Annotated in this window: 12 protein-coding genes; 8 read left to right on the top strand and 4 right to left on the bottom strand. The window is 35.2% G+C overall.

Annotated features, from left to right (window positions below; translation table 11 throughout):
• Position 1: 1 nt before the first annotated feature.
• The 5 genes from ACRD62_RS14280 to ACRD62_RS14260 are packed head-to-tail and all read left to right on the top strand — an operon-like array spanning position 2 to position 5667.
• Positions 2–994 carry a vWA domain-containing protein gene (locus tag ACRD62_RS14280; RefSeq protein ID WP_430820786.1) on the top strand — a complete coding sequence of 331 codons (993 nt, stop codon included), beginning with the start codon at positions 2–4 and terminating at the stop codon, positions 992–994.
• 25 nt (positions 995–1019) lie between these two features.
• Positions 1020–2075 carry a vWA domain-containing protein gene (locus ACRD62_RS14275; RefSeq protein ID WP_430820785.1) on the top strand — a complete coding sequence of 352 codons (1056 nt, stop codon included), beginning with the start codon at positions 1020–1022 and terminating at the stop codon, positions 2073–2075.
• Positions 2076–2099: 24 nt separating this feature from the next.
• Positions 2100–3062 (top strand): tetratricopeptide repeat protein, encoded by a 963-nt coding sequence (locus tag ACRD62_RS14270; protein WP_430820784.1) that lies wholly within the window; start codon positions 2100–2102, stop codon positions 3060–3062.
• A 32-nt stretch (positions 3063–3094) separates the two neighbouring features.
• The gene (locus ACRD62_RS14265; RefSeq protein WP_430820783.1) at positions 3095–4921 is read left to right on the top strand and encodes a BatD family protein; all 1827 of its coding nucleotides are present in this window, start codon (positions 3095–3097) and stop codon (positions 4919–4921) included.
• Positions 4921–5667, top strand: a complete 747-nt coding sequence (locus ACRD62_RS14260) for a tetratricopeptide repeat protein (protein WP_430820782.1) — start codon at positions 4921–4923, stop codon at positions 5665–5667. Before ACRD62_RS14265 ends, ACRD62_RS14260 begins: the two co-directional genes overlap by 1 nt.
• A gap of 1182 nt (positions 5668–6849) precedes the next feature.
• Here ACRD62_RS14260 and ACRD62_RS14255 read toward each other — a convergent pair.
• On the bottom strand, positions 6850–7827 hold the full coding sequence (locus ACRD62_RS14255) for a hypothetical protein (RefSeq protein ID WP_430820781.1): 978 nt from the start codon (positions 7825–7827) through the stop codon (positions 6850–6852).
• A 160-nt stretch (positions 7828–7987) separates the two neighbouring features.
• On the opposite strand from ACRD62_RS14255, the gene ACRD62_RS14250 reads away from it, so the two are divergent.
• From ACRD62_RS14250 to ACRD62_RS14240, 3 genes are read left to right on the top strand one after another with little or no spacing between them, the layout of a single operon-like run.
• Positions 7988–9601, top strand: a complete 1614-nt coding sequence (locus ACRD62_RS14250) for a sensor histidine kinase (protein ID WP_430820780.1) — start codon at positions 7988–7990, stop codon at positions 9599–9601.
• A gap of 5 nt (positions 9602–9606) precedes the next feature.
• A complete protein-coding gene (locus ACRD62_RS14245; RefSeq protein ID WP_430820779.1) occupies positions 9607–10305 on the top strand; it encodes a response regulator transcription factor in 699 nt (232 codons plus the stop codon).
• Between the two features lie 51 nt (positions 10306–10356).
• The gene (locus ACRD62_RS14240) at positions 10357–10983 is read left to right on the top strand and encodes a DUF4097 family beta strand repeat-containing protein (protein WP_430820778.1); all 627 of its coding nucleotides are present in this window, start codon (positions 10357–10359) and stop codon (positions 10981–10983) included.
• A gap of 58 nt (positions 10984–11041) precedes the next feature.
• On the opposite strand, the gene ACRD62_RS14235 is transcribed toward ACRD62_RS14240, so the two are convergent.
• The 3 genes from ACRD62_RS14235 to htpG form a co-directional block, all read right to left on the bottom strand.
• Entirely contained in the window at positions 11042–11956 is a 915-nt protein-coding gene (locus tag ACRD62_RS14235) for a CPBP family intramembrane glutamic endopeptidase (RefSeq protein ID WP_430820777.1), read from the bottom strand.
• Between the two features lie 167 nt (positions 11957–12123).
• Positions 12124–12699 (bottom strand): acetate uptake transporter, encoded by a 576-nt coding sequence (locus ACRD62_RS14230; RefSeq protein WP_430820776.1) that lies wholly within the window; start codon positions 12697–12699, stop codon positions 12124–12126.
• A gap of 159 nt (positions 12700–12858) precedes the next feature.
• Positions 12859–14913: a molecular chaperone HtpG gene (gene htpG / locus ACRD62_RS14225; RefSeq protein WP_430820775.1), complete on the bottom strand. Its 2055-nt coding sequence runs from the start codon at positions 14911–14913 to the stop codon at positions 12859–12861.
• Positions 14914–15161 lie beyond the last annotated feature (248 nt).

Raw genomic sequence — 15161 nt, 5'->3', positions numbered from 1 at the left:
CATGAGTGATATAACATTTTTACATCCCTATTTTTTCTGGTTACTACTGATAGTGCCATTATATATTGCTTGGTATGTTTGGAAACAAAAAGGCTTACAGGCCTCTTTGCAGATTTCGAGCATTAAGGGATTTGCTAAGGCTCCTACCTCAAAAAAGGTATACCTGCGTCATTCACTTTTTGTATTTCGTATGCTAACTATCATGTTGCTGATAATTGTTTTGGCTCGTCCACAATCAAGCAATAGTTTCCGTAACGAAATAACAGAAGGTATTGACATTATGATGGCTCTGGATATTTCAAGTAGTATGCGTGCCGAGGATTTCAAACCCAATCGTTTGGAAGCCGCCAAAGATGTTGCCAGTGATTTTATCAAGGGACGACAAAACGATAAAATAGGTATGGTTATTTATGCTGCCGAAAGTTTTACACAATGTCCGCTGACAACTGATCATACTGTGTTGCACAACCTAATGAATGACATCAAGTTTGGTATGCTTGAAGATGGTACAGCTATTGGTATGGGACTGGCAACAGCTGTACAGCGAATTAAAGACAGTGAGGCCAAGAGTAAGGTAATCATTCTTCTTTCAGATGGAGAAAACAACCAGGGAGAAATTGCTCCACGCACAGCTGCTGAGATAGCCAAGACCTTTGGTGTGAGAGTTTATACCGTTGGTGTAGGTACTATTGGTATGGCTCCGGTGCCATTCGAAACTGTTTTTGGGACAAAATACCAGGAGGTGGAAGTTAAGATCGACGAAGAACTTTTGCAGGATATTGCAGATATGACCGATGGTCAATATTTCAGGGCAACCAACAAAGAAAAGCTTACTGAAATTTATTCTGAAATCGACAAAATGGAGAAAACACGTATTGAGGTAAAAGAATATACCAAACGAAAAGAAGAATATCTGCCTTTTGCTTTACTGGCCGGTTTATTTCTTTTATTGGAAATATTCCTTAGAAATACAGTTTTCAGAAATCTACCTTAATTGTTAACGAATTAAAGTATAAAAAATGGATATTTTCAGGTTTGAACATCCCATATATCTCTATCTTCTGGTTCTTATACCGGTGTTGGCTTTTATTCATTTATTTTTAACCAACCGCCGAAAAAAAGCACTGGAAGAATTCGGAAATTTGGAATTATTGGATGAACTAATGCCAAATGTAAGTTTCAAGCGTCCGGGTGTTAAGTTCTACTTCCTTTTGTTGGCGTTTATAATTTTGATTTTTGCCATTGCAGGACCACAATTCGGATCGAAGTTGCAAACAGTCAAACGCAAAGGTATTGAACTGATCATTGCTCTTGACGTTTCGAACAGTATGATGGCTGAAGACATTCAGCCGAACCGCCTTGACCGCGCTAAAAGAGCTATTTCGAGACTGGTTGACAAATTGCAGAACGATCGTGTTGGGTTTATCTTATTTGCAGGTGATGCTTACGTTCAGTTACCCATTACAACTGATTATGCATCAGCTAAAATGTTTCTGAATTCAATTACAACCGATGCTGTTGCCAGGCAGGGAACTGCTATTGGTTCAGCAATATACAAGGGGATTAATTCTTTTACCTCTGACGAAAATGTTAATCGCGCTATTATTGTAATAACCGACGGAGAAAACCACGAGGATGATCCGATTGCTGCTGCTGCCGCTGCCGCTGAAAAAGGCATCAAAGTATATACGGTTGGAATGGGATTACCCAAAGGAGCTCCTATACCGGCACTAAGCGGGAAAAGCAACGACTTTATGAAGGATAAAGACGGCAATGTAGTGATCACCAAACTGGATGAAGCCACCTTACAACAAGTTGCGATAACAGGTAATGGTGCATATATACCAGCAAACAACATTCGTAATGGAATCAACAACCTTATGGATGAACTAAGCGGAATGGAAAAGACCGAATTTGAAGCAAAAGTATATGCTGATTATGAAGATCAGTTCCAATGGTTTGCAGGTATCGTGTTATTATTGGTGATTGGTGAATTCCTGATACTGGAGCGTAAGAACAGAAAGTTGAAACACATCAATATTTTTGAAGTGAAGAAAGAAAATAAGGAAAACTGATGATGATTCAATAAAGATTAAGATATGAGATATTTTATAGTTACAATATTACTGGCTCTTTCGTTCACTGCTTTGCATGCACAGCAGGAACGCAAACTGATACGTGAAGGTAACGCACATTTTAATGATGAAAATTACCTCGAATCAGAGATTGAATACAGAAAAGCCCTGGATAAAAAGCAGGAGTCATATGAAGGTCAGTTTAACCTGGGTGATGCTTTATTTAAACAAGAAAAGTATGATGAGGCATTAAGTCAGTTTCAGGCGCTGGCCGGAACCGAAAAAGATCCGCAAAGGTTAGGGTCCTTATATCATAACATTGGTAACACGTACATGGCAACCGGAAAAATAAAGGAAGCCATTGAGGCATACAAAACCAGCCTTCGTAATAATCCAACAGATAATGATACCCGCTATAACCTGATTGCTGCTCAAAAAATGCTTCAGCAACAACAGCAGGATCAACAGAATCAAGATCAACAAAACCAGGATCAGCAAAATCAAGACCAACAACAAAATCAGGATCAACAGCAACAGCAGGATTCAGATAACGATGGTATTCCGGATAAAAAAGAACAGGAAAATCAACAAGGTCAGCAAGATAAAAACCAAGATACTGATAAAGATGGTATACCGGATTATAAAGACTCTGATTCCGATAATGACGGTCGACCAGATAAGCAGGAAGCTGGTCAGGATCCAAACAATCCGCAGGATACTGATAAAGACGGAATACCTGATTACCGTGATTTAGATTCAGATAATGATGGAACACCTGACAAGGATGAACCTCAGGAACAGAACCAGGATCAAAATCAGCAACAACAACCGAACCAACAGCAACAGCAGCAACAACCACAGGATCAAATGTCGCAAGAAGATGCTCAACGTTTGCTGAACGCTATCCAACAGGATGAAGATGCTTTACGCAAGAAATTAGAAAAAGCGAAAGCAGCTCAACAAACAAAAACTGAGAAAAATTGGTAGAAGTACTATTTTTGCACAAACGAAAATAAAAAATGAGAATAATCTTCCTTTTAACACTACTTATTGCCGGCATATCAAAGCCTTTATACGCACAAAATGCTGAATTCACAGCACGTGCACCTCAGGCCGTTGTTGCCGGTGATAAATTTCAGTTGGTGTATACGTTAAATAAAGAAGGATCTGACATTAGACTTGGGAATACTGATAATTTCCAAATTCTTATGGGTCCCAGTACGTCCTACTCACAAAGTACCTCCATTATTAACGGTAAGGTAACCCGCGAAACAACCTATTCATTTACATATGTTTTAAAAGCGGAAAAAGAAGGATCTTTTACCATTCCTTCAGCCACTATATTGGTTGATGGTAAAAAAGTATCATCTAACGCTGTTGATATTGAAGTTATAAAATCAGGCACAACGAATCCGCAACAAGGTCAGCAAAACGACAACGTACCGGCCAGTGCTGCTTCGGAGGACGAATTATTTATAACTGTTACACCTTCTAAATCTTCGGTTTACCAAAACGAATCATTGGTATTAACAACCAAGATATATACGAAGGTTAATTTGGATGGATTATCAGATATTAAGCAACCCAACATGAGTTCATTTATAACCCAGGAGCTTAAACAACCTGATGGTATTAAATGGACAATGCAAAACATTAACGGTCGAACTTATAATGTTGGTACCTATGAACAAAAATTATTGTTCCCTCAAAAATCGGGTAAGATAACCATTGAGCCAACCGAAATTGAATTTTTGGTTCGTCAGAGAGTGGCGCGTCAATCACGCAGTATTTTTGATGATTTCTTTGAATCAAACTATCGCAGTGTAAAAAAGAAGGTCAAATCAAAACCTGTAACCATTGATGTAAAGCCATTACCTGCAGGCAGACCGGAAGGTTTTTCAGGCGGTGTTGGTAAATTGAGTATGAACACTTCTGTTACTAAAACAGAAGCCGAGATTAATGATGGTATTACGCTTAAGGTAACAGTTAGTGGAACAGGAAATCATAAATTTATTGAAAATCCGGAAATTAAATTCCCGGCTGATTTTGATGATTTTGATCCGAAAATTTCCAACTCAGGTATTACTACTTCCATTGCCGGAATGAAGGGTAGTAAAACTTATGAGTATTTGCTGATTCCCAGACATGCCGGAACCTTCACCATACCATCCATTAAGTTTAGTTATTTCGATCCTTCATCCGGAACCTACAAAAGCAGTAATTCGAAAGAAATTACCATTACGGTTGCGAAGGGAGAAGGTGGTGAAACCGGTAACAGTACTGTAGTAAGATCTACAATTACCAAAGAAAATGTTAAATTTATCGGTAAGGATATCCGTTTTATAAAAACAGGTGATTCAAATCTGAAACCAATCGGCACTTTTATAATAGGTAGTTTAAGTTTTTACTCACTTTTATTGGCCCCATTATTCTTGTTTATTCTGTTATTCATTATTTATCAGAAACGAATTAAAGAGAATGCCAATATTCAGTTAACCAAAACAAAACGAGCTAATAAAGTTGCCAAAAAACGATTAAAGCAATCCGCTCATTTCCTTAAAACAGGCGAAAAAGAAGCTTTTTATGAAGAATTGCTACGTGCCCTTTGGGGGTATATGAGTGATAAACTGAGTATTCCATTATCGAGTCTGTCAAAGGATAATATCAGCGATGAATTGGGTAAGTCGAGTGTTGAGAGTGGATTAATTTCTGAGATTATTGATATCATGGATACCTGTGAGTTTGCCCGTTATGCTCCGGCTTCAGGAACCAGCGAAATGGACAAGCTTTATCAGAAAACCATCGACACCATTAGTAAGTTGGAAAACCAAATAAAAAGAAAGTAATGAAACGATATATTCTATCCATACTCTTAATGCTTCCGCTTGCTGTATTTGCTCAGGACGGAAGATTTGAAAAGGCAAACAGCTTATACATCAATGGTGAATTTCAGGAAGCCATTAGTGCCTATAATGAAATAGTGCAGACAGGCATGGAAAGTGGTAACTTGTATTTCAATTTAGGTAATGCCTATTATAAGAATGGTGAATTAGCTAATGCTATTCTAAACTACGAAAGAGCTTTGTTACTGAAACCACATGATAAGGACATACAATATAACCTGGAGTTAGCTTACAGTCAAACAACCGATAAAATCGAAGATGTTGGTGAATTCATAATCTCAAGATGGATTACTGAATTTAGAAATAAGGCAACATCCGACTTTTGGGCATACGTAGGTATTGGTTGTTTTATTTTAACGCTGATAAGTGCAGCCTTATTCATTTATTCCCGCTCAGTAGTTGTGAAGAAAGTTGGCTTCTATTTTGGAATTATTTTCCTTTTTCATGTTATCGTAACCCTTTCGTTTGCCTACAAACAAAAAAGTAAACTTATTAACCGTGATCATGCGATTGTTTTTAGTCCTTCGGTTACCGTTAAAAGTTCACCTGACGAAAGTGGAACAGAAATATTTATACTTCATGAAGGCACTAAGGTAAAAATAATAAACACTTTAGGTACCTGGAAAGAAATAGAAATGGGTAATGGTAATGTTGGTTGGATCAAAGAGGATGCCGTAACTATCATTTAACAAATTGCCCTAAAGCATAATAATTTCAAGATTATCTGAAAGCCGAAACTACAATGAACAGTTTCGGCTTTTTTTATGAAACCTCTAATAATAAAATATGGATGATCAAATGGATTTAAATAGAAATAGTTATTAAAAGCAAAAAACCTCTTTCATCCGTTGATGAAGAGGTTTTTCATAAAACACCCAAACTACCGATTGAGGGACCACGAGCGTGGTCGGCCATCAATCTAATTATCTTCGTTAATAATCAGCTCGTCTATTAAGTACCAACACACACACATACCTAAAACTATACTGACTATTGTTATTGCAATCATTCTATTATTGTTTGATATCAATTAATCAATAGCCTTGCCAAATATTTTATATCATTGATTATCTATAACATAGCTATTTTCACTCTTTATGCTACATCCATTTAATGGAAACCTGTTTGAAATTTGGAATTTTTATAAAAAAAACATGTTGATGAAAAATCTTATTTATTTAATACCCAAATTAATAAGAGATAATAGACTGCATTAAAACAAATATAAATCTGATTACCATCTCATTAAAGAGCATGCGAACGAATATTAAAATGATTAGAGAGAAAAATGGAAGGTTGTGAATCCACTACCCACCGAACCTTGCTAACGTAATATAAATTTATCCAACTTGAGCTGTAAGTTTGTAAAACTTCATCTAAATAACCATATTTCCAAAGTCAATATGTTTCAACACCTTAGAAAAACATTAAAATGAAAATTCAGAATCATTATAGCATATTACCATAAGTTCGACCTTATAAAGAATAACCCTGAAACAATTATTGAGCATACCCTTTACACATCATATTTAATTGTTATTTAAACACTTATTTTAAATTCCATTTTTCGGAATTTAATTCGATCTCAATATCTGGTCTAATTGATTATTGAAATGATTTATTCCTTTATCAACTTCATACATATAGAGACATCCTCCTGAACCATAGGATCAGATAGACATGATTTATAAAACTGTCTTAGAATCAATGTTTTCATATTTCAGTTCCTATTAAAATAAAGCTTGAATGTTTTTTTGAACGTGCTAATTCGAATGAAAATGGAATTAATTACTTCAATTAAACTCATAAAAAAACGTTTGTAAATTCCACTAAGGATTCACAAACGTTCTTTCTAAACTTAAACCAAAAACCTATAATGAAATTTTACGTCCGAATATTTTGTTATTTTTTGATAATATTAAATAGTAAGGTGCTTCTTCATCTTTCACTTCATACTCCTTTTTCAATTGCCCGGAGGGAATGTTTTCTTCTTTATCAGCTATCTCACCATCCTTTTTAATCATTTCTATATCATACTTCCCACCTTCCGATAATTCACACTCAATCTGCAGTAATGTATGTTTTAAATCATTTTCAACAGTCTTTTTCAACTTCACCTTAAAATCTTTTACCTCTAACGGCTCGTTAAGTAATTTTTTAGTTGAAATACCAATCTTCTGTAGAAAAGCAACTTCTTCAATTGGAATCGGTTCAACCATTATTGTTGCCTTGGTATGCCATTCAACAGGTTCACCATCTTTTAATGACTTAATGATAACCTTTTTTTCACTACCATCATTGTCTCCTTCTTCATCATGGCCTCTCACCACAACGCTTTTTTTAATCACTTTTACATGATTACCATTTTCATCAATAAAACTCTCAACGTCAACAGTATTCTCCCCCTTTCCTTCTCCAATAAAAATCATCTTATGTGGATCATCAAAATCAAAACCTTCCAGATCTTTCAGCTCAATTCCCTTCTCCTTCATAATCCTTTCAATTTCTTTATGCATTTCTTCCATATTTCCATCGAAATCAAAATTGAAATTAAAATCCATGTCGGCCAGAGAATCCATTTTAAAGGCCATGACTTTCATCTTTTTATCCAGATCTTTCGTATGAATCTGAATGATACTATCAATATTCATTGAGTTGAATTCATCAAAATCAAGAACCATAACTTCATTAGTTATAGTTGTATCCACCGCCACGGTAGTTGAGTCACCATCGGTAACCACTTTTACCTTAACAACTTTTTTTTGAGCCATTGTTGAGAAACAACTAATAGTCAGCATAGATAGAACCATGAATGACCAGAGACTCGATTTTTTGTAGTTTATTGCCATAATTTTGGAGTTTAATTGGAATCACTTCCTATTGCATTACAAAGCTACAAACACACTGATTTCAATAGGGTTAAGCTTCGGTTAAAAAGAGTTAATGAAAAGTTAAGTTCTTTCTGACACATAAGGTAATCTATTATCTTTACATCTGAAAGAATTTGATATGAAGAGGAAATCGATATTAGGTTTAATTTTATTAATGAGTCTCTCTATGCTGGGAATCATTGCCGCTCAATACTTATGGATCAGGCAATCGATTAAGGTTCAGAAAGAGAAATTTCATGTTAGTGCCTATGATGCACTGGATAACACTGTTAGAAGACTCGAAAAAGAATACAATGCGCAGTTTTTATATAATAGCTTTTTTCCAAGTTTAAACACAATTCGTCCGAGCAAGAAAAAGGCAGATTCTACAAAGGTTATAATTAAACCCAAACTTAAAGAGAAACTTTCAAATGGTGTATATCAATTCAAGCAGGATACAGTTTTTAATTCGAATGGTGCACGCATTGAAGCGCATGTTGAAATAGGGCCCAACAGTACAGAACATAAAGTATGGATTAGTGCTGGAGGTCCTTCTATTGATATACAGGATCTGGAAATTCAAATGGATCAGATTGAGGATTCAATTACCAATGCATTAGGTGGAATGCAGGAAGAAAGTAATGCTTTGATGGAGATATTTAACCAAATGCAATATGAGATCAAAACCCGCCATAATCCTTTACAAAACAGACTTGATTTAACCAATATTACCGAAGTAATTAAAAACGAATTAGAGCAAAACGGAATTGATACGGATTTTGAATATGGTGTTTTTGATCAACTTTCGAGGCGACTACTAAAATATCATTCAGATAAATTTGATCTATCAAAAGCTAAACAAAATTCAGCCATTGCAGTAAACCTCTTTCCAAGAGATGTGTTTCGGGGCATTTCTCCATATGAGTTAGTGGTTTACTTCCCTGATATGGCAACCTATTTGTATAAAACACAAGGTTGGTTACTTTTTCTGTCAAGTATATTCACGCTTTTTATTTTGATAACCTTCTTTCTAACTATCAGAATGATTCTGAATCAGAAAAAAGTTTCACAGATAAAAACCGACTTTATTAATAACATGACGCATGAGTTTAAAACTCCTATAGCCACCATTAGTCTGGCAACAGATAGTATTTTAAACCCAGTTATAATGGGAAACGAAAAGCAAATGAAAAGTTTCCTTAAGATTATCAAAGAAGAAAACAGCCGGATGAACAGTCATGTAGAAAGGGTCTTGCAAATGTCACAAATCGAAAAGAAAGATTTTACTGTAGTTAAATCCTCACAAGACGTTCATGACATTATTCTGCAGGCAATCGACAGCATTCAGTTATTAATGAACGAAACTGGAGGTAATATAACTCATCAATTAGATGCAGAATTATCAGTTTTTAAACTGGATCAGGTACATTTTGGTAACTTAGTAGTCAATTTACTTGAAAATGCTTTAAAGTATTCAGAAAAAGCACCAGAAGTACATATTTCAACGCATAACGCAAATGATGGTATTATCATTAATATAAAAGACAAAGGCATTGGAATGAGTAAAGAACAACAAAATAAAATATTCGAAAAATTCTATCGGGCAACCGGTGGTAATATACATAACATAAAGGGTTTTGGCCTGGGCTTAAGCTATGTAAAAGCTGTTGTTGAAGCTCATAACGGAACCATTTCAGTTAAAAGTAAAATAAACCAGGGGACAGAATTCAGTATTTATCTACCCTTTAATTAATACACATGGCAGAAGTAAAGAGAGTATTTATGGTGGAAGATGATCGTAATTTTGGCACGGTCATGAAAGCTTATCTCGAAATAAACGGTTTTTTAGTTACCTGGGTTAAAGACGGAATGCTTGCTTTTACCCGCTTTAAAGAATCGGAATTTGACATTTGTGTTTTAGATGTAATGCTTCCAAATGTTGATGGTTTTACCATCGCACGTCAGATTAAAGAAAGTAACCCTGATATTCCGATTGTATTCTTAACTGCAAAAGTGATGAAAGAAGATGTATTGGAAGGCTTCAGAACGGGCGCTGATGATTACATTACCAAACCATTCGATTCTGAAATATTAATTTGTAAGATTAATGCTATTTTAAACCGACATAAATCCTCAGAAAATAAAGAAAACAAAGAAATTTATGAGATTGGAGAGGCTAAATTCAATCATATGTTACGCACAATTGAATTCAGAGACCAGTTTTATAAACTTTCGCCCAAAGAAGGTGATTTACTAATGTTGCTTTGTCAGACAGAAAATAAAGTTTTAGCTCGTGATACGGCCTTAAAACAAGTTTGGGGCGAAACAGGTTATTTCACAACACGAAGCATGGATGTTTATATAACCAAACTGAGAAAATACCTGAAAGACGTACCTAATGTTGAAATCATTAACATACATGGAAGTGGGTATCAATTAAGAACATCTCCCTTGTAACTTTTAGATAGTATCAGGCGTCCTAACTCTATAAATTAAAACTTAGGAAAGATGCAAAAATATTTATTCATTACCCTGCTATTAAGCTTTAGTACCTTAATTAATGCACAGGAAGTTACCATTAATGAAAGCTTTGAGAATGTTACTAATGTTGAAGTGAATACTGTTTTTAGTGATATTGAGATAGTTGCTATTGAAGGTGAAGCAGTTACCGTAGATGGTTATGTTCGTTATTCAAATCCTAATCAGGAGTATGAAATAAAAGCTTATAAAAAAGGTACAACTCTTTATGTAACTGTTGAACATCCTAAACGATCAAAAGGTAATGCATCAGGTAAATTTAATATTAAAATGCCTGCAATGACTGATGTTAATATCAACACAGTTAGTGCTTATGTGATGGTACAGGGTGTTGGCCAAAAATTTGTAAAGATAAACACTGTTTCGGGCGATATCTTAGCGGAAAAAATTGGCAGTGACATGAAAGGCAATACCGTTTCCGGAGATATTGAAGTGAAAGACTTGAAGGGCAATCTTAAGCTTAACACCATTTCTGGTGACATGTCGATTTCTGATGTTGATGGAAACTTTAACGGAACATCCATTTCTGGTGACTTTCACATCGTCAACCTGAAGGGAGACAGAAGCATATCAACTATCTCAGGTAGTATCAGATAAACAAAACATCATAAAAAAAACCGACATTCTAAAGTCGGTTTTTTTTATCCTTTTCAACTTATATCTGAATTCGTTTTATAAAAGTTTTAATTGTCCATTTGTATTTAAAACCGAAGAATCCAATAAAAACAGCTCCAGCAAGCAATACTGTATACAGATCACTCCAACTAACTACATCATTCATATTTCGTAGTAAAGAATCAGTTTGAAGGGCACTACTTTCGGTAGTCACAAAAATACTGATAAAGATATTATTGGCGGCATGAGCTCCCATAGCCAATTCCACTCCATCATCCAATACCGAAGTTATGGCAAGAATTAATCCAATAGAAAAATATTGAGACATCATTAACCAGAATCCGTGTTTCTCAACTTCCGGATTTAGAGTATGTAATAAAGCAAATGCCATTGATGGAATTATCAATACTGCAATTCTGTTGCGGGTAAGAGCTCCAACCCCCTGAGCCAGATAGCCTCGTACAAAGATCTCTTCAAAAAAAGTTTGAAACGGTAAAAACAGAAACGAGACCAAAACAAGGGTTAACAACTTTTGAATATCAAAACGCACCTGATAGTTACCAATATTCATATAGTAATCGTAAAAAGTAGCGAACGTTATTATGATACCCCAAATAATAAACCCATATATAATACGACGAATTCTAACCTTATTTCTTCCGTTAATAACCTGAATAAATGTACGTTGATGCAGTGATTTAACCAATAACATCAGAGTAAAGAAGGATGCAATAAAAGGAAGTACAACAAGAGCCAGGCCCAATGAAGAATTGATGCCTATCGCATTAAAATCAATTACTCCATTTGCAACGCTACCTAATCCACCTTTTAGAGCAATAATAACTAATAAGGGAATGCCTCCAATAAACTGTGCAACAAACATTGCGGCAATTATAATGACAAGATAAGCCCACCAATAATTTTTAGTTTTCAGGGCACTTTCAAGATGTTTCATAAATTATTTTACTATTAGTCAAAGTAACTGAAGCATAAAAATAAACAAAGTTAACATAGACTAATTGATCAAATCCTGGTAATTGATAAGTAGCCATTTTTTTGAGATTAACACAAAATAAAAACGCCCGAAGTTTCCCGGGCGTTTCAATTTAATAATATTTTGATTTATGGTAAAGGTAAAACCTTTCTGCCGTATGTTTCTAGTAACAAAGTTGCTATGGCAATGTATAATGCACTTGCACCACAAACAACTCCTTCTATACCTGCAATGGTATGAATCAAATGACTGCCTGTAAAACTGGCTAAAGACAATAGAGCAAAAAGAAGCACTACGGTACCAAAAAGCCAAATCATTGTCTTCGACATTTTTAAAGTTGCAATCCATAAACCTAATGTAAAAACACCCCAGACACCAAGGTAAAATCCCAATGCTGTTGATGATGGTGCTTCACCTAATCCCATTTTTGGCAGAATCCATACAAAAACCAGTGAGATCCAGAATGCACCATACGATGTAAAGGCCATTTGACCGAACATGTTATTCTTCTTCCACTCCATTACACCAACAATAATCTGTATCAAACCACCCATCATGATTCCCATTCCCATTATCATTGTATCCAATCCAAATAAGCCTGAATTATGCAGGTTTAAAAGCATTGTTGTCAAACCAAACCCTGTTAAACCAAGAGGTGCCGGGTTATTAGTTACATCCTTCGCGATGAAAACGTTTTGTTCCATTTTATCCATTTATTTTTTGAAGGCGCAAAAATAGATAATTCCCTTATTTAAAATACATCTTAAGCATAATTGAGATAAAAATTTTTCTTCTTGTTATTGTCAGAATAAAAAAAACCGGCAACAAAAGCTGCCGGGCTACCTATTTCAAATTGCTTTTTATTAGATTAGTTCGATACTTCGTTTAACAAATTTGGTTAAAGCCTCACCTTTCAACATATTATTCGATAATAAAGCCAAATCAATTAATTGAGAAACAACTTTATTTTTTGAAGCAAATCCTGAAAGTTCTTCGTCTTTCTTCTTGTTTAACTCTGTTATCTTTTTGGTCAAGTCTTCCAACTCATCCTTATCAGCCTGAGGGATTTCTTCATCTTTCTTGCCTTCTTTCGCTTTTTCAAGCTCAGCCTTTTTCTTCTCCAGGCTTTCCACTTTACTGCGAGTTGAAGCGACCTTCTCTCCTACTTCCTTCTCCTCTGCCTCCAAAACTTGTTTTACCAATGCATGATTTCCGTTAACTACAAGGTTATAACTATCTGGCATTTCGCCATAGAAACTCATTGGTCCGCCTCCCATTGCACTCATTTCTTTCATGCGTCGCATGAACTCCTGTTGAGTAATCATTACCGGAGCATCTTTTTCACTCAAAGCTTCAAAAGATACAATGAAATTTGCCTTGTCAACATTAGGAACCTGAGAGCTGAAAATAGTTGTTAAATCTGATTTTTGAGCTTCTGTCAAGTCCAACTTTGCGGTATCTTCTTTCTGAATTAACTTATCAACAACATCTCCATCAACACGAACAAAGCTTGAATTTTCGAACTTACTTTCCAGGTGATTTATAAAGTGACTGTCTAATTGTCCATCCATCACCAACACATCGTAACCTTTGTTTTTAGCAGCCTCAATAAAACTGTGCTGTGCTAAAAGGTCTGTAGTGTATAGGTATATTAATTGCTTGTTTTTGTCAGTCTGGTTACCCTTGATGATATCTTTATATTCATCGAAAGTAAAATACTTACCTTCGGTATTTTTCAACAGTGTATATTTCTTAGCACGATCGTAGAATTTCTCTTCGGTAAGCATACCATACTCAACAAAAATTTTCAGATCATCCCATTTCTCTTCGAATATCTTACGATCTTTTTTGAAGATCTCCTCTAAACGATCAGCAACCTTTTTTGTTATATGGCTTGAAATCTTCTTCACATTGCCATCACTCTGAAGATATGATCGGGATACATTTAATGGAATATCAGGTGAATCCAACACTCCGTGTAATAAAGTCAGAAATTCAGGTACAATTCCTTCTACCGAATCAGTTACATAAACCTGGTTGCAGTATAATTGAATTTTGTTTTTCTGAACCTCAACATTGTTTTTCAACTTAGGGAAATACAAAACACCCGTTAAGTTGAAAGGATAATCCACATTCAGGTGAATATTAAACAACGGATCTTCCGACATAGGATAAAGATCGCGATAGAACTTACTGTAGTCTTCATCTTTCAGTTCAGAAGGTGTACGCGTCCATAAAGGCTTGGTATCATTGATAACATTGTCCTTATCAGTATCAACTTCTTTACCGTCTTTCCATTCTGTTTCTTTTCCAAATACAACCTCCACCGGTAAGAAACGACAGTATTTTTTAAGCAACTTATCAATCTCTGATTTGGTTGCATATTGTTTATTTTCATCATCGATATGCAAAACAATATCAGTACCTCTATCTTCTTTATTTGTTTCTTCCAAAGTATACTCAGGACTTCCGTCACAGCTCCATTTTACAGCCTGTGAATCATCCTTGAATGACTTTGTAATGATATCCACTTTTTTAGATACCATGAAGGAAGAATAGAAGCCTAAACCAAAATGTCCAATTATGGCATTAGCATCTTTCTTATATTTTTCAAGAAACTCATTGGCTCCTGAGAATGCTACCTGATTGATGTATTTATCAATTTCCTCAGCTGTCATCCCCACTCCTCTATCGGAAATGGTTACTGTTTTTTTCTTTTCATCCAAAATCACTTTTACAGCTGTTTTACCTAATTCACCTTTAAATTCTCCAACAGAAGCCAAAGTTTTTAGCTTCTGAGTAGCATCTACAGCGTTTGAAACCAATTCACGCAAGAAAATTTCGTGATCTGAATAAAGGTACTTTTTAATGATGGGAAAAATGTTCTCGGTAGTAACCCCAATATGTCCTTTTTGCATCGTTACTATTATTTAAGTTTTTTAATGAATCTTATTAACGGCTCAAAAATATCAAAGCATATGCCAAATGGCTATTTATGCCAAAGCGACAGTTATGCCAAAACGCATCAGAACAAATGACAGTCTCTTTTGCATTTTTGTCAATATTTTTATTCATTGGTGGGCGCTTAAAACCCACTGATTATTAATTGTTTATTTTTAAGTTCTTTGACATTTTTGTAATCGTATTTCGTAAGCACCTCTCTTAC

Source organism: Carboxylicivirga caseinilyticus (assembly GCF_050589785.1).
GTDB classification, from domain to species: Bacteria; Bacteroidota; Bacteroidia; order Bacteroidales; family Marinilabiliaceae; genus Carboxylicivirga; species Carboxylicivirga caseinilyticus.
Note: the sequence above shows the minus strand (reverse complement) of the source record. Positions and strands in the feature narration are given on the sequence as shown.